This is a genomic window from Caballeronia telluris, assembly GCF_001544495.1.
GTDB classification, from domain to species: Bacteria; Pseudomonadota; Gammaproteobacteria; order Burkholderiales; family Burkholderiaceae; genus Caballeronia; species Caballeronia telluris.
Genome location: NZ_FCNZ02000023.1, coordinates 15,638 through 36,266, shown reverse-complemented (window position 1 = coordinate 36,266; position 20,629 = coordinate 15,638). Strand labels below are relative to the sequence as shown.

The following is a 20,629-nucleotide window of genomic DNA, read 5'->3' as shown; positions in this document are numbered from 1 at the left end:
CTTCTCCTCAACCCGGCCAGCGCACGGTCAGGCCGCCGTCGGCGACGATCGCCTGGCCTGTGATGTAGGACGCGTCCTCGCTCGTCAAAAAGCGGATCAGCGCGGCGATCTCGGCGGGGCGGCCGACGCGCTTGAGCGGAATGCCCTCTGCCGCCCGGCGCAGGCCGTCGGGTCCGAGCGAATTGACCGCGTCGAGCGATTGCGGCGTTTCGATCAGCCCGGGAATCACCGCGTTGCAACGGATGCCGCGCGGCGCCAGTTCCATCGCGACAGCGCGGCAAAGTCCCGGCACGCCGGCCTTGGCGGCCGAGTAGTGCGTATGGTTTTCCCAGCCGTACACGCCACCCGCAATCGACGATATCGCGACCATCGAACCGCCGTCGGACATGTGCCGGGCCGCTGCCCGGAACGTGCGCATCACGCCGGACAAGTCGACGTCGAGCATCTCGAACCACTGGTCGTCGCGCATCTCCGTGAGCGGCGCGGCCCGCAGCAGCCCCGCATTGGCGATGGCGAAGTCGATGCGGCCGAAGCGCTTGATCGCGCTTTGGGCAAACGCCTCGACCTGTTCGGCCGACGTGACGTCGACCGGCTGCATCAGGCATTCGCCGCCGGCTTCTTTCACCGCGTGTTCGGTGTCGCGAGGATCATGGGGGTCGCCCGGGAAGTAGCCGCCCACGACGGCCACGCCGTGCTGCGCGTAGGCCACGGCGAGCGCCTGACCGATCCCGCTCGCGGCACCGGTGATCAAAGCCACTTTCATTAGGATGCTCCGGATGGGTTACTGCGTGATTTCGGGGTCGACGTGTTTGGCGCAGAAGATCAGCACGCCCGACAGGAAGCAGGGCAGCGCGCCGAACCACAGGGCGGCGTGCATCCAGTCGGTGCCGTGGTTGAGCATCCACGTCACGCCGACGCCCGCGAGGATGGCGCCGATCGGGCCCATCGCGTGAACGATCGAACTGCCGGTGCCGCGAATCGACGTCGGATAGCTCTCGCCGATGAAGAACAGCGCGGCCGAGTACGGCCCGATCAGGAAAAACAGGCCAAGGCTGTAGAGCGCAACCACCACGGATGCACTGTGCGGGCCGAGCAGCATGCAGCCGAAGGCAAGACCGCCGAGCATCCAGCCGATGGCGAGCGTGTTGCGCCGGCCGATCTTGTCGCCGATCCAGCCGTGGCACAGATAGCCGCAATAGCCGATCACGTTCGACAGCACGAGAATCAGCAGCGAGTTCTCGAACGACACGTTATGGACCTGTGTGAGCACAGTCGTGCCGAGCACGCTGAACACCTGAATCGCCGACCAGTTCAACAGGATGCCGCCGCCGAGCACGAGCGTCGCGCGCAGCGCGTCGCCACGAAATGCTTCTCGCAGGCCGGCGCGGCTGTGCTGCTCGTAGTCGACGCGATGTTCATCGGCGAGCGTGCGCGCTTCGCCGGCTTGTCCCGCTTCGCGCAACTGTTTGATGCGCTTGTGCAGCACGAACTGCGGGCTCTCCTTCAGTCGGCGCGTCATGAAGAAGATGACGATGGCGGGGAAGGTCGCGAAAATGAAGCAGCCCTGCCAGCCGATGCGCGGCAGAAGGAGCGCCGTCAGCCCCGATGCGATGAGCGCGCCGATCGGCCAGCCGCCCTGCACGAGGCTATAGATGAAGCCCTTGTTGCGGTTCAGGCGCGGGTCGTTCGCCGCTGAGTACAGCTCGTTGAGGTAGGTCGCGTTGACCGTCTCCTCGGCATAGCCGAGGCCGGAAAGCGAGCGGATCAGAACGAGCGGCCACTGGCCCATCGAGCCGCCGACCACCGTCAGGCCCGAGCACAATGCGGCGCCGGCAACGGTCCAGAGCAGGCCAGCCTTGCGTCCGAGCCGGTCGAGCAGCGGCCCGATCGCGAAAGCGATGATGGCGGTGCCGATCGCTACATACGTGGCAATCTCGGCTTGCGTCGCCGCATTCCAGCGGTAGTGCTTGCCGATTTCCGGCAGCAGCGTGCCGAAGAGAATGAAGTCGTAGACAGCGAACACCCAGGCGAAGAACGCGACGATGGTCGCGCGCTTCACATCGACGGGCAGGATTTTTTCCAGCGTGAAGCCGGCGGCGGACAGCGGATTCTCTTTCATTCACAGCTCCGTGAGGCGCGGGTCTTCACGCGGATTGGCCGCGCGGCTGGCGGCGGATGAAGTCGTCGGCGATCTCGTCGCAGGTGCAGAAGCGCACGCCCTCATGCGACTTGAAATGCGCGATGAGGCGCTCGAGCATCAACAGAACCTGCGGCCGGCCGGACACGTCGGGGTGGATCGTGATCGGGAAGACCGCGTAGTCGTGCTCGCGATAGACCCAGTCGAACTGGTCGCGCCACATTTGTTCGATGTCGCGCGGATTGACGAAGCCGTGGCTGTTTGGCGACTTCTTGATGAACATCATCGGCGGGAGGTCATCGAGATGCCAGTTGGCCGGAATCTCGACCAGATCGGTTTCCTGGCCGCGCACGAGCGGTTTCATCCAGGTGTCCGGGTGCTTGCTGTAGTCGATCTTGGTCCACGTGTCGCCGACGCGTACGTAGTACGGGTGAAAATCGTTGTGCATCAGGCTGTGGTCGTACTTGATGCCCTTCTTGACCAGCAATTCATTCGAGACCTGGCTGAATTCCCACCAAGGCGCGACATAGCCGGTCGGACGGCGCCCGGACAGTTGCGTGACGAGTTCTATGCTGCGATCGAGCACGGCTTCCTCCTGTTCGGGCGTCATCGCGATCGGGTTCTCGTGGCTGTAGCCATGAATGCCGATTTCGTGCCCCGCGTCGGCGACCGCCTTCATTTGCTCGGGGAAGGTCTCGATCGAGTGGCCCGGAATGAACCACGTCGTCTTCAATTTCTCGCGCTCGAAGAGCTTGAGCAGGCGCATCGAACCGACTTCGCCGGCGAACAGACCGCGCGAGATGTCGTCGGGAGAGTCTTCGCCGCCATACGACCCCAGCCAGCCGGCGACGGCATCGACGTCGATACCGAATGCAATCAGGATTTCCTTTGCCATCGTGTGTTTGCTCCTCAAGGATCAGAAAGTCAGTCGTTCGATCGACCACGCGATGCTGCAGAGTGCGTCGTCGTCGTTTTGGGCGCGCATCAGTTGCACGCCGGTGGGCAGGCCGTGTTCGCCGACGCCCGAAGGGATCGCGAAGGCCGGGGTATCGAGGAAACTGCCGGGCATCGTCAGCGACAGCGTTTGCAGGTTGACGCGCGCGAACAGATCGGGATCGGTTTCGAGCGGCGCGCGCAGCGGTGCGACATGTGGCGCGCACGGCATCACGAGCGTGGCGCCGCCAAGCTCCTGTCTGAACGCGGCGATCAGCGCGAGGCGGCGCGCCAGCAAATGCTCGCGTCGATCGGCGGGAATGCCGCGGCTCGTCTCCAGACGCGCTCGCACGCGCGGGTCGATGCGAACGGCATCCGCGGAATCGAGCAACGCGCGATGCAACGCGAACGCTTCGAGCGCGCCGAGCCATCCATCGGCACGGATCAGTTCGTGGACCTGCTTCAGCGCGTCCAGCCGACGAGTCTCGATGCGCGCGCCCGCGTCGCAAAGCCGATCGACGAAGCGGTCGTGGTTGGCCGCCACCGTGTCGCTCACCTGATAGCGTTCGGTGAGCGCCGGATCGACGATGAAACGCTGGCCGGTCAGATTCACCAACGGCTCGGGCATCACGACGCCGCGCACGAGGGCGTCGAAGCAGATGCAATCCTCGACAGTGCGCGCGAGCGGGCCGGAAGTATCGAGCGTCTCCGACAGCGCGGTCATGCCCGTGCGCGGATAGCGCGCGGTGCTCGCGCGATAGCCCGTCACGCCATTGAAGGCCGCGGGAATGCGCACGGAACCGCCGGTGTCCGTGCCGATGGCGATCGGCACGATGCCGGTCGCCACTGCCACCGCGGCGCCGGACGACGATCCGCCGGGCACGCGGGAGCCGTGATCGAGCGCGGGATTGACCGGCGTGCCGAAGTGCGGATTGAGGCCGAGACCGGAATACGCGAATTCGGAAAGATTCGTTTTGCCGATTGCGACGAGGCCCGCTCGGGCAGCGGCGGCTACGAGCGGGGCATCGCGGCGCACAACCGGGCGCGCTGCGTTTACCGCCGAGCCTGCGGTCGTCACGGTGTCAGCGATGTCAAACAGGTCCTTCCAGGCGACCGGAACGCCGTCGAGCGCGCTCAACGGCATGCCCTGTTTCCATCGTCGCGCCGATGCCGCCGCTTCGGCGCGTGCGCGATCCGGCGTCATCGAGATGAAAACGGCGGGCGCGAGCGCCGCGCGCTCAAGCGCCGCCTCGGTTATCTCAACGGGGTCGGCGCGGCCGCTCGCATAGGCGTGGGATAGCGCCACAGCCGTGTAGGACTGGTCTTGCATCCGCGCGATCCTCGCTGTGAAATGCAATTAAATGGATGTCGTTGACAATGTACATTTGCATTAAACGAGGAAATAATTTTGCGATACATAAGGGTCTTCCCTGAGCGGTATCGCATATCTTTTTTGGCGCGTTTTAGCGACTTAAGGCGATTGCACCAACGACGCGCGAGCGCATTCGTCACGCGGCGATGAGCGCCGCGTGACGAATTGCAGAAGAACGGGCTAACGCAGGGCGCGAACTACGGCAGCAACGCCTCACGCAGCCGCGCAATCCGCCGTTGCACGTCGCGCCGCGCCGCGAGCGCCTGCTCCATCGTCACCGAAACAAAGCGCGCCTGATGATTCGGCTGCATCTGTCCGATGAGATCCATGTCCGCGCTGATGACCGTTCCGATCGTCGCGTAGCCGCCGCCGGACACCGCGTCGCGATGCAGGATGATCGGCTCCAGCCCGCCTGGCACCTGAATCGAGCCGATCGGGTAGCAGGCATCGACGATGTTCGACGGATCGGCACCCGCCCCGAACGGCTGTTCGCGCTCGCGAAAGCCAAGCGCGCGGCCTTGCTTGTAGCGATAGCCGATGCGGTCCGCCTCCGGCGCGACAACCCACGCGTCTTCGAAGAACGTCCGCGCGGACGCATCGGTGAGACGATGGTGATAGAGACCCGGCAGCACCCGCAATTCGACTTCGCGCGCGAGCGGCGTGCGCAACGAAGCGGCCAGCTCGCGCCCTTCGCGCACGGCCCCGGACGATACGCCGATCGCAAGGCGATCGCCTTTTTGCAGCCGGCGTCCCTCGTGGCCGCCAATCGCGCCGAGCGTGTAGGTCGAGCGGCTGCCCAGCACCATCGGGACGTCGATACCGCCCGCCACCGCGAGACACGCGCGCGCACCGCCTTTCACATGATCGAACGTGAGCGTGCTGCCCGCACGAACGCGCAGCGCGACGTTGCAGGCCTGCGCGACGCCGTCGATCTTCGGCGTCATTTCGGCGCCCGTCACGGCGATCACCGCGTCCGCATGAAACAGCAACTGCGGCCCGAGCAGCGTGCATTCGAGCACGGCCGCGTCCTCGCGGTTGCCGACTAGCAGGTTCGCCGCGCGTAACGCGTACTGGTCGAGCGCGCCCGAGGGTGGAATGCCGACGTGGTAATACCCCTGCCGGCCCGTGTCCTGCACCGAAGTCGCCAGGCCTGGCTTCACGACCTCGATGGCCTCAACCGGATCAATTGGCATCGAGCACCTCCACAAGAGAACGGTTGTATGCGTCGGGATCGCGCCTGAAGTCCGCGAGCGAGAAAGTCACCGGACGCACGCGCAGCGAGAACGTGCCGGCATCGACCGCGGCGACGGCTTCGTCGTAGGCATCGCGATCGATCGGCTTGAATTTGACGATGTCGCCGGGCTGGAAGAAAACCATGAAGTCGCGCAGATAGTCGAGACGCTGCGTCGGGTCGAAGATCGGCGCGGGCGTCACGCCGAACATCTGGTAGCCGCCCGCTCCGCGCACCGAATAAATGCAGCCGAAGCAGCCGCCGTGGCCGATCGTGAGCTTCGGCGTATCGGTGCGCGGGCGCAGATACTTCGGCACCTGCAACTGGCGCTCGCGCTCGACCATCTGGAACATGAACGGCAGCCCCGCGACAAAGCCGACCATCGACACGAACCACGGCGAACCGGAATGTGCGGCGATGAACGCGTCGACATCCGGCATTCCGTTGATCCGCGCCGCGTATTCCAGATCAGTCGAATCCGGGTCCTGATGACGCTCGCGAAAACGCATCAGCGTTTCGTGCGTCCACGGGTCGTTGTAGAGCACCGGCACCTCGATGATGCGCGTCGCGATGTCGAGATCCGCCTCGCCGACTTGTGCCTCGATGTCCTTCAGCAGCGCGAGGAGCGTGTCGGGCGCGATCACATCCGGATCGTAGCGGACCTGATACGACGCGTTGGCCGGGCAAATCTCGCTCACGCCGGGAATATTGCGCCGCGTCAGTTCGCGCGTGATCGCCGTGCCTCTGAAAAACGCATCGAGCGACATGTCCTCGCTGATCTCGACGAAGATGAACTCGTCGCCGCCGAACGTGTATCGGATCGTCATGTCGCCGTCTCCTCGCGGTTGCCCGTCGCGGTACGCTGCTCGCTCATCCACGCTTCGAGGAAGTTCGTGTGATAGCGGCCGGCGCGCACATCGTCGTCGGCGAGCAGCACGCGATGCAGCGACGCCGTCGTCTTCACGCCGCCGATCCGCAATTCGCGCAGCGCGCGATCGAGCCGCGCGAGCGCCGCAGGCCGGCTTTCGTCGAACACGATCAGCTTTGCGAGCAGCGAGTCGTAGAAAGGCGGAATCGTGTAACCCTGATACAGCAGGGAGTCGATTCTCACGCCCGGGCCGGCCGGCCACACGAGTTCGTCGACGCGCCCGGGGCTCGGCCGAAAATCGTGCTCCGGATCTTCGGCGTTGATCCGGCATTCGAGCGCCGCGCCGCGCAGCACGATGTCGCGTTGCGTGAAGCGCAGCGGCTCGCCGTCCGCGATGCGCAGCATTTCGCGCAGCAGATCGACGCCGGTGATCGCCTCGGTGACCGCATGCTCGACCTGAATGCGCGTGTTCATTTCGATGAAGTAGAACTCGCCGCGCGTTTCGTCGAAGAGATATTCGAGCGTGCCCGCACTGCGATAGCCGACCTCGCGCGCCAGCCGCGTCGCCGATTCGCAAAGTGCCGCGCGCTGCTCGGACTTGAGAGACGGCGAGGGCGCTTCTTCGAGAATTTTCTGTCTGCGCCGTTGCAACGAGCATTCGCGTTCGAACAGATGGATGACGTTCGCGCCGTCGCCGAGCACCTGCACTTCGATGTGCCGGGCGCGCGCGATGAAGCGTTCGAGATACGCGCCGGCGTTGCCAAACGCGGCCTGCGCTTCGCGCTGCGCGAGCGGCAATTCCGCGTCTAGCTGCGCTGCGTAGTGCGCCACGCGGATGCCGCGGCCGCCGCCGCCCGCCGCCGCTTTTATCATCACCGGATAGCCGATGCGCCGGGCGACCTCGCGTGCTTCGTCGAGCGAGTTCACGACGCCGTCGCTGCCGGGCACCGTCGGCACGTTCGCGCGCTGCGCGGTCTCGCGGGCTTTCGCCTTGTCGCCCATGGTGGCAATCACCGACGACGACGGTCCGACGAAGATGAGCCCCGCAGCCTCGACCTGAGCCGCGAACGCCGCGTTTTCGGAGAGGAAGCCGTAGCCCGGATGAATCGCGTCCGCACCGCACTGCTGCGCGGCGGCCAGGATCGCAGACGGATTCAGGTAGCTTTTCGCCGCGTGCGCGGAGCCGATGTGAACGGCTTCGTCGGCCATGCGCGCCGCGAGGCTGTCGCGATCCGCATCGCTCACGACCACCGCCGCGCGCATGCCGAGTTCATGCGCGGCGCGTATCACGCGCACGGCGATCTCGCCGCGATTCGCGACGAGCACCGTGTGTATTTTTCGCGGACGATAAAACGCTGAAGTGGAAGCGCTCGTGTTCATCGCGCTCACTCTCCGACTCTCATCAGCACCTGGCCGGCGTCGACCGGCTCGCCATCTTCGACGAGCACTTCGATCACGCGTCCCGACACATCGGACTCCACTTCGCTGAACTGCTTCATCACTTCGACGAGTCCCACCACCGCGCCGCGCTCGAGTTGCGTGCCGGCTTCGACGAACGGCGCCGCATCGGGCGAAGCACGCCGGTAGAACGTGCCGGGCAAGGGACTGACAATGTCGTGTTGTGCCATCTTTATAGGCCTCCAGGCTTGTTTCAAACAGGATACTGAGTTCAGCGTGCCACGGCCGGAAGCGGCGGCGCGATGCGAATGTCGTTCCGTGCGAGCGCGGCACGCGTGGCCTGCACGAGCGCGAGCGCGCCCGGCGTATCGCTATGAATGCAGACCGAGTCGAAACCGATTTCGATGTCCTCGCCGTCCACGGTTTTCACGCGGCCTTCGAGGCACGCGCGCAGTACTTTTGCCGCGATCCGCTCCGGATCGAGCCGGTCAACCTGGCGCGTGAACACGATCGAGCCGCTGCGGTCGTAGTCGCGATCGGCGTAGAACTCGCGGACCACCGGCTGGCCGAGTTCGCGTGCGATCCGGCAGGTCACCGACATCTCCATGCAGTACAGCATCAGCGTCGGGTCGAGCGTTCGCAGCGTTTCGATCAGCAGTCTCGACAAGCTCTCATCGCGCGCGGCGAGCATGTAGAGCGCGCCGTGCGGCTTGACGTGCTGGATGCTCACGCCGGCGAGGCGCGCGAACTCACGCAAGGCGCCGAGCTGATACACGATGTCGTTGACGAGCGCCTGCGGCGTTTCCGTGATGTTGCGGCGTCCGAAGCCGACCAGGTCGCGAAAGCCCAGGTGTGCGCCGATACCCACACCCGCTGTCCTTGCGAGATGCACGGTGCGCGCCATGATGTTCGGGTCGCCTGCATGAAAGCCGGTGGCGATGTTTGCCGAACTGATGAGCGGCATGATGTCCTCGTCGACGCCGTCGCCAATTTTCCACGGGCCGAAACCTTCGCCCATGTCCGAATTCAGATCGATGCTGTGCTTTCTCACGCCGAGTGTTCTCCGTTGCGTCGTTGCTGGCCTGGGGCTTTCGATTCGATGCCCGAGGTCCGTCGCGCAAACCTTAACTTCCGGCAGAACGTCAAAATAGTTCTATTTTTCTATGCGTCGGCATCTGTTTTTTTAATGTCCCGCAAACGCGCGCGGCGCCAGCATCGCAGGACGACGAGCCTCCGACGCACCGGGGAAAACCCGTATCGGCGACGGACCTCTGGAAATACGATATTGTTCGGCTCGATATCATTTTCCGGTCCGAACGAGATGGCGCTTACCTTGCGGCAACTGAAGTACTTCGTGGCGACGGCAGAACTGGGCCAGATCTCACAGGCCGCCATGCAACTGACGATCTCGCAGTCGGCGGTCACTACGGCGATCAAGGAACTCGAAGACAGCGTCGGCACTCAGCTTTTTCTGCGCACTGCGGCGGGCGTGACGCTCACCAATACGGGGCGGCACTTTCTGAATCACGCGTACACGATCCTGTCGTCGGTGGACGAAGCGATGCGCGTGCCCAACCTCGAAAGCACGCTCTCCGGCACGCTGACGCTCGCTGCAAGCTATACGGTGCTCGGCTATTTCCTGCCTCATCATCTGCAACGGCTCGGCGCGCAGTATCCGCGGCTCACGATTCAATTGCACGAACTCAATCGCGAGGCCATCGAAGAAGGGCTGATTTCGGGGCGCTACGACATGGCGGTGCTGCTGACGTCGAACGTCGACAATCCCGAATTGACGCTCGAGCCGATGATTCATTCACCGCGCCGTCTCTGGCTGGGTGCACAGCACCCGCTGCTCAGGCGAGAGCAGGTCACGCTCGCGGACGTCGCGCCCGAGCCGTTCGTTATGCTGACGGTGGACGAGGCCGCGTACACGGCGTTGCGCTATTGGACCGACACGCCTTATCGGCCGAACGTGAAGCTGCGCACGTCATCGGTGGAGGCCGTGCGCAGCATGGTGGCGAATGGCAGCGGCGTGGCGATCCTGTCAGATATGGTGTACCGGCCGTGGTCGCTCGAAGGCCGGCGCATCGAAACGCGACAGTTGCGCGACATCGTTCCGCCGATGACCGTCGGGCTTGCGTGGCGCAGGATCGCCGAGATCAGTCCGGGGATGCACGCGGTGCGCGAGTACTTCCGGCACACATTCATGGAGCCGAGAGGCAGTGCGGGATTCAACTGAGGTGCATAACGCACCGATATTCAGACGGACCGATGCCCACAGCGGGTCATCGTTGGGCTCGAACACGAAGGATAACGCGCGTGTCGCTGCGTTGACCCCGGCGCGCGTTGTGTTTCCCGCCGACTGCGCGTGAGCGAATCCGCTGAGTCCGACTTCGAACAGACCGGCGCCTGCGATGGTCGTCTGAAGCAAGCGGCGACGGCGTTGGTTCATCCTTTCCGGCATGGCGGTTTCTCCATTGGGGGTTTCGCCGATCGCTATCCGGGATAGCGCGTCGCATCGAGCATCGACAGCGGAATCTCACTGTTGCCGGCGCAACGGCCTGAACGCCGCACGCAGCTCTTCGGCGAGAAGTTGCGGTTGTTCCCATGCTGCGAAGTGACCGCCCTTGTCCACCTCGTGGAAGTAACTGAGCGTGGGATAGCTGCGCTCGGTCCAGCTTCGGGGCGCGCGATAGATCTCGCCAGGAAAGACCGTCACCGCGACCGGAACCGAAATGTCGGCGGTCCTCTGCTCCCTGGCGTTGAAGTTGTTGTTGTTGTTCTCCCAGTAGAGCCGTGCCGATGACGTCGATGTATTCGTCACCCAGTAGAGCGTGATGTCGTCGAGCATTTCATCTTTCGTGAGCGCGCGCTCGGGATCGCCGCCGCTGTAAGTCCAGGCCGCGAATTTGTCGTACATCCACGCCGCCTGGCCTGCGGGCGAATCGGCCAGGCCGTAGCCCTCCGTTTGCGGGCGGGTCACCATCATGGCCGCGTAGCCGCCGCCTTTCTTGTACAGGTCAGCAAGCGATTCGTACGCCGCTTTCTCCGCACCGGACAGGCCGCGCGGCGGCGGCGCGCCGCTGCCGAGCGCTTTCGCGACGTCCGGCGGCACGGTAGCCGGCATGTTGACGTGGATGCCGAGCAGACCCGCTGGCGCCTGACGCCCCATCGCGTCCGCGACGACCGAGCCCCAGTCGCCGCCTTGCGACACATAGTGCTGATAGCCGAGACGCTTCATCAGCACGTCCCACGCGAGTCCGATGCGTTCGGGGCCCCAGCCGGTATCCGTCGGTTTGCCCGAGAAGCCGTAGCCGGGCATCGACGGGATGACGACATCGAAGGCGTCCTCCGCCCGGCCGCCGTATGCCGTAGGATCGGTCAGCGGGCCGATCGCCTTCTCGATTTCAAGCGGGGAACCGGGCCAGCCATGGGTGATGATCAGGGGCAGCGCGTTCGGGTGACGCGACTTGACGTGGATGAACTGGATATCGACGCCGTCGATGGTCGTGACGAACATCGGCAGCGCGTTCAGCCGGGCCTCTGCTTTGCGCCAGTCATAGCCGGTTCCCCAGTACTGCACCAGTTCCTGGATCTTCGCCTCCTGCACGCCTTGAGTCTGATCGGCGACGGTCTCCTTGTCGGGCCAGCGGGTCGCCGCGATGCGGCGTCGCAGATCGGCGAGTGTTTCGTCCGGGACATGGACGTGGAAGGGACGGATCAATGCGTCCTGAGCCGCGGCCGGCGCGGCCGGCTGGTCGGTCGCCGCAAGCGCGCTGACGGAACCGAAGGTTGCGGCCATTACAAGGCCGAGGGCCGCCGTCGCCGACTTGACGAACGAGCTGCGCCGGGTTTGAGGTGTCGAAACGGTTGACATGCTGGTATTCCTTGCAGAAAAAATGCAGCGATGCACTGCGTCCACGCTCGCGTCGAGCGCTTTCGCTTTCGTATCGGGCGCAACCGGCTGCTATGCGTCGCCGGCGGTCTGTACGTGATTGGCAACGTAGCGTGGCGCGGGTGTGCTGGTCGACAACTCAGGCGACATCGCCTGACGCGCGGCCTCGAACGCGTCCCACTTCGCGCCGTCGTGCAGGGACGGAATCGTGACCGCTTCGCCGCGATCGAAGCCGGTCAGCGCCGCGTCGACCATGTCGCCGGCGGACATCACGATGGCCGGATTCAGGTGCTCCAGGGGCAGACCGCCGGTTTCCCAGAAGTCGGTGGCGGTGGCGCCCGGCAGCACGGCCTGCACCGTCACGCCCTTGCTGGCGAGTTCGTGCCGCAGCGACTGGCTGAATGCCAGCACGAACGCCTTGGTGCCGCCGTAGACGCCGTTCAGGATCTCCGGCGCGATGCTGACGATCGACGAGATGTTGACGATCGCGCCTCTGCCGCGCGATACGAAGCCCGGCACGGCAGCGTAGGTGAGACGGGTGAGCGCGGTGACGTTCAGGTCGATCATCCTCGACATGGCGTCGACATCGCTGTCGACGAGCGGGGTGTGCGTGCCGACTCCCGCATTGTTGACCAGCATCGCGATGCTGGCGTCTTCGCGCAACGTCGCTTCGACCGTAGCGAGCGAAGCGGGATCGGTGAGATCGGCGTCCATGATCTCGACGCCACGGCGCGTTTCGTTGGTGATGCGCTCGGCGAGATTCACGAGCCGGTCGTGATTGCGCGCAACTAGAATCAGATCGTAGCCGCGCCGGGCGAGCCGCTCGGCGTAGACCGCGCCGATGCCAGACGACGCACCCGTAATGAGCGCCGTACCTTGGTGATGTCGATTCATTGAAGTGCTCCAGTTGAAGTTCTTCGGTGATTGGGTGAGGCAAGTGTGGTCCACATTGACGACGGCTCAAATGACGAATAAGGTTGTGATTCAGGACATTCCGCTTTAACCGGATGAATAGGGGACCAACATGCACCGCATCGGATATTTGTTGAGCGATGGCTTCCAGGTGATGGCGCTCGCGTCACAGGCCGTTTTCGAATACGCGAACCTCGTATTGCGCGAGCCGTTCTACCGGGTGGAGAGCTACTCCGTCGCGGGCGGGGGAGTGCGTTCCTCGCTGGGCATGTTCGTGAGCACGCGGCCGCTCAGCGTGCGCGCGTCGATCGACACGTGGTTCGCGGTGGGCGTCAATGCACCGTTCAGCCCGCCGCCGCCCGCCGAAGTGCTTGTATTCCTGCGCAAGGCGGCGACGCGCGCACGACGGATTGCCGGCATCTGCACGGGCGGTTTCTTGCTGGCCGAGGCGGGGCTGCTCGCGAATCGCCGCGCGACGACGCATTGGGCCTATGCGCGCGAAATGACGAGCCGGTATCCGGATGTCCGCGTGGAGGAAGACCGGATCTACATTGTCGATGGACCCATCTGGACCTCGGCGGGCATGACCGCCGGGCTCGACCTCGCGCTCGGGATGGTCGAGAAGGATCACGGCGAGGAAGTCGCGCGCTCGGTTGCGCGCAAGCTCGTGATGCACCAGCGGCGCGCGGGCGGTCAGTCGCAGCATTCGGAAATGCTGGATCTCGCGCCGAAATCCGATCGCATCCAGGACGCGCTGAACTATGCGCGCAAGAACCTGAGCCGGCCGCTTCCCGTGGAGGAACTCGCGAGCGCGGCCCATCTGAGTCCACGGCAGTTCAGCCGCGTCTTCGCGGTGGAGACGGGCCAGTCGCCAGCGAAGGCGATCGAAGGACTGCGGCTGGAAGCCGCGCGGTTGATGATCGAAAAGAGCCGGCACTCGCTGGAAGTGATCGCGAAGGAGACGGGTTTTCGCGACCGCCGGCATATGCGCGAAGCGTTCATGCGCGGGTTTGGTCTCCCGCCGCAGGAGGTACGGCGCGAGGCGCGCGCCGGGGATGAGGTGAGCGCGTGAGCACGTCGGCTTGAACTGACGGCGTCGACTTCGTACACGTGCCAGCAGGACCAGGCCCGCATGACGACCACGATCGCAAGGCGAACTTCGTCGACGAGGTGAATCGACCTCATGCTCCCGGCAACCCCGACTTCAAAAGCCCGTCGCTGCAGGTGGCTACCGCTGATCGCGAACGTGCAGGGCGCCGAGCGGACGGCCAGGGTGGGCTGCCTCGTCACCGACGGCCACACCAACTACGCGCTGACGAAGCGGCACGTGGGCGGCGACCGCGCCTCGCCGATGGCAGCGCGGCGACTGCATTGCCGACACCGCGCGCAATCGCTCTAAACGCTGCAGAATGCTGGCCGCATGCTATCTTTAAATGGTGTGGAGACCTTCCGCCCGGGAGAGATCGTGGACGTCGCCGCCTGGCTGCGCAGCCTCGGAATGGAGCGGTATGAACGGGCGTTCCATGAGAACGCCATCGATGCCGACGCGCTGCGCAACCTTTCCGCGGACGATCTGAAGGAACTCGGTGTCACTTTGGTTGGGCATCGCCGCAAACTGCTCGATGCGTTGGCGGCACTCCGGGCGAGAATCAAGCCCACGCCCGCGCCGGTGAGTCTGCATGACGCGAAAGGAGAACGACGGCAGGTTGCCGTGCTCTTCGCTGATCTGTGTGGCTTCACCGATATGAGCCAGCATCTCGACGCGGAAGAAGTGCTCGCTGTGCTTGAGCGATATTTCGAGTGGGTCGATCGCATCATCGGACAACACGGAGGGCACGTCGACAAACATGTCGGCGACTCCGTCATGGCACTGTTTGGCGCGCCCGTCGCACATGGAAACGACGTCGAGCGTGCCGTACGGGCAGCGCTCGTGATCAGCGACGCCATGCCCGGTCTGTCACACTCTCTCGCACGTCCAGTATTCGCGCATATCGGCGTTGCCAGTGGCGAGGTCGTCGCAAGCGGGACGGGTAGCGAGATGCACAGGGAATATACCGTCACCGGCGAGACCGTCAATCTGGCCTCGCGTCTCACCGACGCGGCAGGGCCAGGAGAGACTTTGGTGTCAGACGCGGTAAGGCGCTCTCTGGCGAATCGGCTCGACTGCGTCGAACGCGGCGCGCTATCGGTCAAGGGCTTCGCAGATCCGGTTTCGGCCTGGTGTGTTGTCGGGATTCGACGCTCGACTGTTGGCCGACCGATGGTTGGTCGGAGCGATCAGTTGCAGGCGTTTCGAGCGGTGCTTGCATTGTGCCGCGAGACTGGGAGTGGTCGTACGGTTCTGATACGCGGTGAGGCCGGGATCGGTAAGACGCGGCTGCTCGAGGAATTCGAACGCGAAGCCCGGAACGCGGGATTCGCTTGCCATGGCGGCTTCGTGCTCGACTTCGGCGCGACGACCGGGCGGGGTGCAATCCAGTCTCTCGTCTGCGGTCTGTTGGCACTCGGCGATTCAAACGATGACGACACCCGTGTGGCTGACGTTGACCGCGCGTTTAACGACGGCTTGGTCGACTCCGGCGATGCACTCTTTCTGTACGACCTCGTCGGTCGTCCGATGGCGTTCGAGGACCGGGCGGTCTACGAGGCAATGGACAACGCGATGCGTATTCGCGGACGCCAGAACGTCGTGAAACGCCTTGTGCAGCGCGCGAGTCGCCGGCGGCCGCGGCTCCTCTCCGTCGAGGATATTCACTGGTCGGATGGCTCGACATTACGGGATCTCCAGACACTTTCGGAAACCGCGGCGGGGTGTCCCGCCGTGCTGGTACTGACGGCGCGACCTTTCGGCGAAGCGCTCGATGATTCATGGCTTGCCGCAGACAGTGCGCCCGTTTCGGTCGTCGATCTGGGTCCGCTGAGCGCCGGGGACGCACGAATCATGGCCGGCTCGTTTCCCAATGCACAGCCAGATCTGGCTGAACGCTGCATCTCGCGTGCGGCGGGCAACCCGCTCTTTCTCGAGCAGTTGCTTGCTCATGCCGAGAGCGGGGCGGCGACTGGCGTGCCGGGCTCGGTGCGAAGTCTGGTGCAGGCGCGGCTGGACCGACTTGATACCACGAATAAAACCATTTTGCAGGCGGCCTCGGTGCTCGGCCAGTTCTTCGAAGAGGAGGCGGTCGACTATCTCGTCGATGGAATGGGCGCGGGCGCTGCGTTGGAAACACTTGTCGCGAGTCACCTGCTGCGACGGCAGGGAGCGAGATTCATATTCCACCACGCCCTCATTCGCGACGCCATCTATGACGGGTTGCTCAAGAGCCGGTGCCGTACGTTGCATCGTCGGGCCGCGCAGTGGTATGGCGAGCGTGATCTCGTCCTGCGGGCCGAGCATCTCGATCGCGCAACGGACCACGAAGCCGCGCTCGCCTATTGCGACGCGGCGCGATCGCAGGCATCCGGATACCGTTATGAATCCGCCCTCCAACTCGTCGGACGAGGGGTCGAACTCGCGCAAGGGCAGGGCGAGCGTGTCGCGCTCGAATGCCTGCGCGGCAATATCCTGCACGACACCGGTGACATGACGTCGGCCCTCGCGGCGTTCGAACGGGTTTTGCAGTTCGCCACGACCGACGCAGAGCGTTGCCGCGCATGGATCGGGAGGGCGACCGTGAAGCGGGTCCTTGACGATCTGGACGGTGCATGGGCCGATCTCGACTGCGCCGCCACGGCCGCCACCGCCGAAGGTCTTCGGTGCGAAGAGGCACGCATTCATTCCCTGCGCGGCAATCTGTGCTTCCCACGCGGCGAGATCGACGGCTGCGCGCGCGAGCACGGATTGAGCCTTGCGCTCGCACAGGAGTTGGGCGACCCGGAACAGGAGGCGGCTGCACTCGGCGGACTGGGCGACGCGGAGTACATGCGCGGCCGGATGATCAGCGCGCACGACGCCTTTAGCCGCTGCATTGTTCTTTGCCAGCGCCACGGGTTTGGGCGGATCGAGGTCGCCAACCTGCCGATGCGCGCGATCACCGCGTGGTTCGCGGGCAAGGCCAACGTCGCACTCGATGCCGCGCTCGCCAGCGTGGCCGCGGCGCAGAAGGTTGGTCATCTTCGGGCGCTCGCCGTTGCGCATCACGCCGCCTGGCATTGTCTGCACGATCGCGCTGACTGGGAGCGCGCGTGGGAGCACGTCGCTCCAGCGTTACAGTGCGCGCTCGAACTGAAATCGAGGCGATTCGAAGGCGAAGCCTTAGCGTTGCGCGCGGAATTGCATCGCGTCGCGGGGCATCCGCGCGAGGCCTTAGAAGACATCGGCGAGGCGCTTTCGATCAGTCGGGAGACCGGCATGGCCTACCTCGGCGCCGCCTATCTCGGGATTCTTGCGCGCGCGACGGAAGACATCGATACCTTCGAAAGCGCGCTCGCGGAAGGCGAAGCCGTGCTTGCCGCCGGGGCCGTCAGCCACAATCACTTTCTCTTCCGGCGTGACGCGATGGACGCATGCATCGATCGGGGACGCTGGGATGCGGCCGCGCATCATGCGGCCGCCCTCGAAGCGTATGCACGCCGTGAGCCATCGATCTTCTCCGCGTTTCACGTGGCACGTGCACGCGCGCTCGTCTCGCATGGCAAAGGCAATCGGGACCCGGCGTCGATGAAGGAACTCAGGCGGCTCGAGCTGGAGGGCAGAAGGTCCGGCTTCCTTTACGCGCTCGAAGCGATCAACGACGCGCTTACGAGTCAGTCGAATCTTCATTGAAGACGGTGAGGACGTCGATCATGCCAAGCGAACGGAGGAGCCGGTTCAGACTGTTCATTCAACGTTTCTGGCAGCCGACCAGCGCGCGCATGACATGCATGCCCGGCCTGGAGCAATATCGCAAGCCTCGCCCAGTCGGCGATAGCGTTCAGGTCGGGTTCTCAGCGGACCGTCCGCGGTGCTGCCGACATTCACACCGCTGCAAAGCGCTATGGAAATGCCACGCTGGTAGGCGTGCCTACGGCAATCGGCGACACCTATGTACAGTGAGCCACTATCGTTTGACGCACGTCGAACACATACTGACAGGCGCGGTTTCAGCGTTTCTGGCGCTCGCGGCCTCTTTTCTTCTGGAAGACTGCGCGCGTTGCATCCGGGGTGCATGGACTCCAGTGTTCGGATAGTCCGATGCCGCGGGTACTGCTAGGGCATGACCCACGCAGCAGCCACGCACCGATGCGCTCGGCAGGAGACGCGCCACGGTGCGGGTCATCCGGGCGAAGATACGGAAGCCGACCACCGACTCCAGTTCCGCGATCAACTGGCTGGAACGCGTTGCCAGGTAAAACACGACATTTCTGTCTCGTTAGAACGACATTTCTATAAAGCTACTACATGTCAAACTTTGATACATTGCATTATGTCAAATCACGTCCGTCAGGATGATTCCTAGAAATGTAAGCATCGTTGTTATCGGACCAAAAATAGTCTACATTTGGTCTTATCCCCTGCAAACGGAGCGCCCAATGCATATCGCTGACCGTGTGAAGCCAATCAGCTACCTCAAGAGCGAAGCAGCGCAAATTGTTAAAGACCTGACTGACTCCGGCGAACCGCTCATCATCACGCAAAACGGCGAGGCGAAACTCGTCGTTCAGGACGTGCGGACCTATGAAGCGGCACAACAGACGATTGCTCTTTTGAAAATTCTGGCGATCGGTCAAAAACAGATTGAACGACACGACCATGTCGATGGCGACGAATTTTTTGCGGAACTCGACGAACTCGACCGTCAAGAAAAGCTCCGCTAATGCAAGCATCGCTTTTGAAGTCCCGCATCTTGCCGACCGCCCGAATCGGTATCGATGAACTGAGAAGCTATATCGTCCGCACGTTTGGGTGGGACACATGGCGTCAGACGTCGGCGCACCTGCAAGAGGCCATCACGCACGTTCGCACGTTTCCCGAGAGCGGCCATGTGCCCTCCGAACTCGAGGGCTTCGGTGACGACAATTTTCGGCAGGTCTTATCCGGCAAAAACCGGATTGTTTATCAGGTGCGCGACGACACGCTGTACATTCACCTCTTCGTCGACAGGCGACGTGATCTGCTAGCCCTTCTTCATAGAATCGTGCTCCGGCTGATGTGAGTACCGGTGGTTGGAGTGAGTAAAGAACCGGGCCGTGCAATCTTGGATCGCAGCATCGAACCCCCGTACGCTTCGGCCCGTGGCTACTCGCAGTCTCTGGCCTTCCCACCTCGATCGGCCTCATGGACCTCAAGCAAATCCAGTATTTCATCGCCCTCTTCGAGGATGGCTCCGTCACACGCGCGGCCAAGCGCCTCAATATCGTGCAGCCCGCGCTCAGCATGCAAATTTCGAAGCTCGAAACCGAACTGCGACAGACGCTCTTCGAACGCGGGCCGCACGGCATGGCGCCCACCGAAGCGGCGCGCCTCATGTACCGCCTGTACACGCCGATCATCCGTGACATCGACCACGCGCGCGAGCAGTTGAGCCGGCGCGACGTCATCATCACGGGTCGCGTTTCGCTGGGAATGGTGGCGTCGGAAGCGGAAAGCGTGCTGCCGGAGTCACTCGCGAGGTTCGACGCGCTCTTTCCGCAAGTCGAGGTTTCCGTGGCCGACGGCTTCAGCGCGCAACTCATCGACGCAGTCGAGGCAGGCCGGCTCGATGCCGCGATCATCAACAAGCCACGCGGTCGCCTTGCGCTCGATGTGGAGCCGTTGCTGGTCGAGGAAATGGTGCTCGTAACGAGCGCCGCGCACGGCGTCGAGCTGCCGCAGGAAATCGATCTCGCGAACATACCCAAAGTCGAACTCGTGCTGCCGACCCGCCGCAACGGCCTGCGCGGCGCCCTCGACGCCGCGTTGATGGCCGCCGATATCGTCATCAAGCCAAAGTTCGAAATTGATCTGCTCAGCTCGATCGTGCAGTTCGTCGAACAGGGAAATATCGCGACGATCCTGCCGCGCGTGGTCGTGCAACGCAAAGTGGATGAAGGCGTGCTGCGCGCCCACACGATCGCATCGCCGCCGATCGTGCGGCACATCATCCAGGTCACGCATCCGAAGCGGCCGATCGGTCCCGCCGCGCAGACGCTCATCGCAATCATCACCGACGAGATAAAGCGCGTGACGACAGGTGTATCGAGGGAACAGGCGCCCTAGCGGCCGCGTTCCAACGGTTCGCGCGCACTATTCGGCGCATCGCTGCGCGTGCCAAACAGCGTGTCGCAGATCGGGAACGTGAGGTTGAAGTTCTGTGTCGCCATCACTTCGGGATCGTGGTGCGTGGCGTGCAGGCGCCGCACGGTGTTGACGAGCGGGACGCGGTCGAGGAACGGGCTGTCGGTGAAGTGCGAGAGCGTATGCAGGCCCTCGTACATCAGGAAGTACGCCGCCATCGTGAACAACGCGATGTAGCCAGCGTTGCGTGAGAATACAAACCCGATCACGAGCGCGAACGGCACGGCCGCCAGCACGAATGCAACCGGCGCGAACGGCGGGAACAGCAGCGCGCGCCAATGACGGTGGCCCTTGTATTCAAGCGTCACATGTGTGAAGAAGCGGTGATGGACCGCACAATGACGCTTGTAGATCATGCTGAAATACTTCGTCGGACGATGTAGCACGTAGCGGTGCGCCGCCCATTCCGCCCAATTACCGAACAGAAAAAGCGGAATGACCGCGAGCCATTCGGCGAGCGTCGGCGCATGAAGCTGCATCAGGCAATACACGATTACGCCGCCGGTGAAGAGCAATGTGAAGCCGAGGTGCATTTCACCGCGATACCACCATGGCGTGGCGTCGACATACTCGTCGCGAAACTTGTAGGAACGCGCACGAACGTCTTCTTCGTATTTCATCGATGTCTCCG

Annotated in this window: 18 protein-coding genes and 1 pseudogene; 7 read left to right on the top strand and 12 right to left on the bottom strand. The window is 63.8% G+C overall.

Going from position 1 to position 20,629, the window contains the following annotated elements:
• Positions 1-7: 7 nt before the first annotated feature.
• The 9 genes from AWB66_RS24620 to AWB66_RS24580 form a co-directional block, all read right to left on the bottom strand.
• A complete protein-coding gene (locus AWB66_RS24620; protein ID WP_087632706.1) occupies positions 8-763 on the bottom strand; it encodes an SDR family NAD(P)-dependent oxidoreductase in 756 nt (251 codons plus the stop codon).
• An 18-nt stretch (positions 764-781) separates the two neighbouring features.
• Positions 782-2,119 carry an MFS transporter gene (locus tag AWB66_RS24615; RefSeq protein WP_087632705.1) on the bottom strand — a complete coding sequence of 446 codons (1,338 nt, stop codon included), beginning with the start codon at positions 2,117-2,119 and terminating at the stop codon, positions 782-784.
• A 25-nt stretch (positions 2,120-2,144) separates the two neighbouring features.
• Positions 2,145-3,032, bottom strand: a complete 888-nt coding sequence (locus tag AWB66_RS24610) for a polysaccharide deacetylase family protein (protein WP_087632704.1) — start codon at positions 3,030-3,032, stop codon at positions 2,145-2,147.
• A 21-nt stretch (positions 3,033-3,053) separates the two neighbouring features.
• Positions 3,054-4,400 (bottom strand): amidase, encoded by a 1,347-nt coding sequence (locus tag AWB66_RS24605; RefSeq protein ID WP_087632703.1) that lies wholly within the window; start codon positions 4,398-4,400, stop codon positions 3,054-3,056.
• 239 nt (positions 4,401-4,639) lie between these two features.
• Entirely contained in the window at positions 4,640-5,635 is a 996-nt protein-coding gene (locus AWB66_RS24600; RefSeq protein ID WP_087632702.1) for a 5-oxoprolinase subunit C family protein, read from the bottom strand.
• Positions 5,625-6,500: a 5-oxoprolinase subunit B family protein gene (locus AWB66_RS24595; RefSeq protein WP_087632701.1), complete on the bottom strand. Its 876-nt coding sequence runs from the start codon at positions 6,498-6,500 to the stop codon at positions 5,625-5,627. Before AWB66_RS24595 ends, AWB66_RS24600 begins: the two co-directional genes overlap by 11 nt.
• Positions 6,497-7,921 (bottom strand): acetyl-CoA carboxylase biotin carboxylase subunit, encoded by a 1,425-nt coding sequence (locus tag AWB66_RS24590; protein ID WP_087632759.1) that lies wholly within the window; start codon positions 7,919-7,921, stop codon positions 6,497-6,499. The genes AWB66_RS24595 and AWB66_RS24590 overlap by 4 nt, the downstream gene beginning before the upstream one ends.
• Before the next feature lie 5 nt (positions 7,922-7,926).
• Positions 7,927-8,169 carry an acetyl-CoA carboxylase gene (locus tag AWB66_RS24585; protein ID WP_087632700.1) on the bottom strand — a complete coding sequence of 81 codons (243 nt, stop codon included), beginning with the start codon at positions 8,167-8,169 and terminating at the stop codon, positions 7,927-7,929.
• A gap of 41 nt (positions 8,170-8,210) precedes the next feature.
• The gene (locus AWB66_RS24580) at positions 8,211-8,990 is read right to left on the bottom strand and encodes a 5-oxoprolinase subunit PxpA (protein ID WP_087632699.1); all 780 of its coding nucleotides are present in this window, start codon (positions 8,988-8,990) and stop codon (positions 8,211-8,213) included.
• Positions 8,991-9,260: 270 nt separating this feature from the next.
• On the opposite strand from AWB66_RS24580, the gene AWB66_RS24575 reads away from it, so the two are divergent.
• A complete protein-coding gene (locus AWB66_RS24575) occupies positions 9,261-10,178 on the top strand; it encodes a LysR family transcriptional regulator (protein WP_087632698.1) in 918 nt (305 codons plus the stop codon).
• A 300-nt stretch (positions 10,179-10,478) separates the two neighbouring features.
• On the opposite strand, the gene AWB66_RS24570 is transcribed toward AWB66_RS24575, so the two are convergent.
• Positions 10,479-11,741, bottom strand: coding sequence for an epoxide hydrolase family protein (locus tag AWB66_RS24570; protein ID WP_407642317.1), 1,263 nt, complete (start codon positions 11,739-11,741; stop codon positions 10,479-10,481).
• 165 nt (positions 11,742-11,906) lie between these two features.
• Positions 11,907-12,728, bottom strand: coding sequence for an SDR family NAD(P)-dependent oxidoreductase (locus AWB66_RS24565; RefSeq protein WP_087632696.1), 822 nt, complete (start codon positions 12,726-12,728; stop codon positions 11,907-11,909).
• Between the two features lie 130 nt (positions 12,729-12,858).
• On the opposite strand from AWB66_RS24565, the gene AWB66_RS24560 reads away from it, so the two are divergent.
• From AWB66_RS24560 to AWB66_RS24530, 6 genes and pseudogenes are all read left to right on the top strand, one after another.
• Positions 12,859-13,818, top strand: coding sequence for a GlxA family transcriptional regulator (locus AWB66_RS24560; protein ID WP_087632695.1), 960 nt, complete (start codon positions 12,859-12,861; stop codon positions 13,816-13,818).
• Positions 13,819-14,211: 393 nt separating this feature from the next.
• Positions 14,212-17,508 carry an adenylate/guanylate cyclase domain-containing protein gene (locus AWB66_RS24550; RefSeq protein WP_087632758.1) on the top strand — a complete coding sequence of 1,099 codons (3,297 nt, stop codon included), beginning with the start codon at positions 14,212-14,214 and terminating at the stop codon, positions 17,506-17,508.
• A gap of 20 nt (positions 17,509-17,528) precedes the next feature.
• Positions 17,529-17,912, top strand: a pseudogene (locus tag AWB66_RS34470) (hypothetical protein).
• A 342-nt stretch (positions 17,913-18,254) separates the two neighbouring features.
• On the top strand, positions 18,255-18,539 hold the full coding sequence (locus AWB66_RS24540; protein WP_087632693.1) for a type II toxin-antitoxin system Phd/YefM family antitoxin: 285 nt from the start codon (positions 18,255-18,257) through the stop codon (positions 18,537-18,539).
• Entirely contained in the window at positions 18,539-18,877 is a 339-nt protein-coding gene (locus AWB66_RS24535) for a type II toxin-antitoxin system RelE/ParE family toxin (RefSeq protein WP_087632692.1), read from the top strand. The genes AWB66_RS24540 and AWB66_RS24535 overlap by 1 nt, the downstream gene beginning before the upstream one ends.
• Before the next feature lie 122 nt (positions 18,878-18,999).
• A complete protein-coding gene (locus AWB66_RS24530) occupies positions 19,000-19,920 on the top strand; it encodes a LysR family transcriptional regulator (RefSeq protein WP_087632691.1) in 921 nt (306 codons plus the stop codon).
• On the opposite strand, the gene AWB66_RS24525 is transcribed toward AWB66_RS24530, so the two are convergent.
• A complete protein-coding gene (locus tag AWB66_RS24525) occupies positions 19,917-20,618 on the bottom strand; it encodes a sterol desaturase family protein (protein WP_087632690.1) in 702 nt (233 codons plus the stop codon). The two genes, AWB66_RS24530 and AWB66_RS24525, sit on opposite strands and share 4 nt — an antisense overlap.
• Positions 20,619-20,629: the final 11 nt, after the last annotated feature.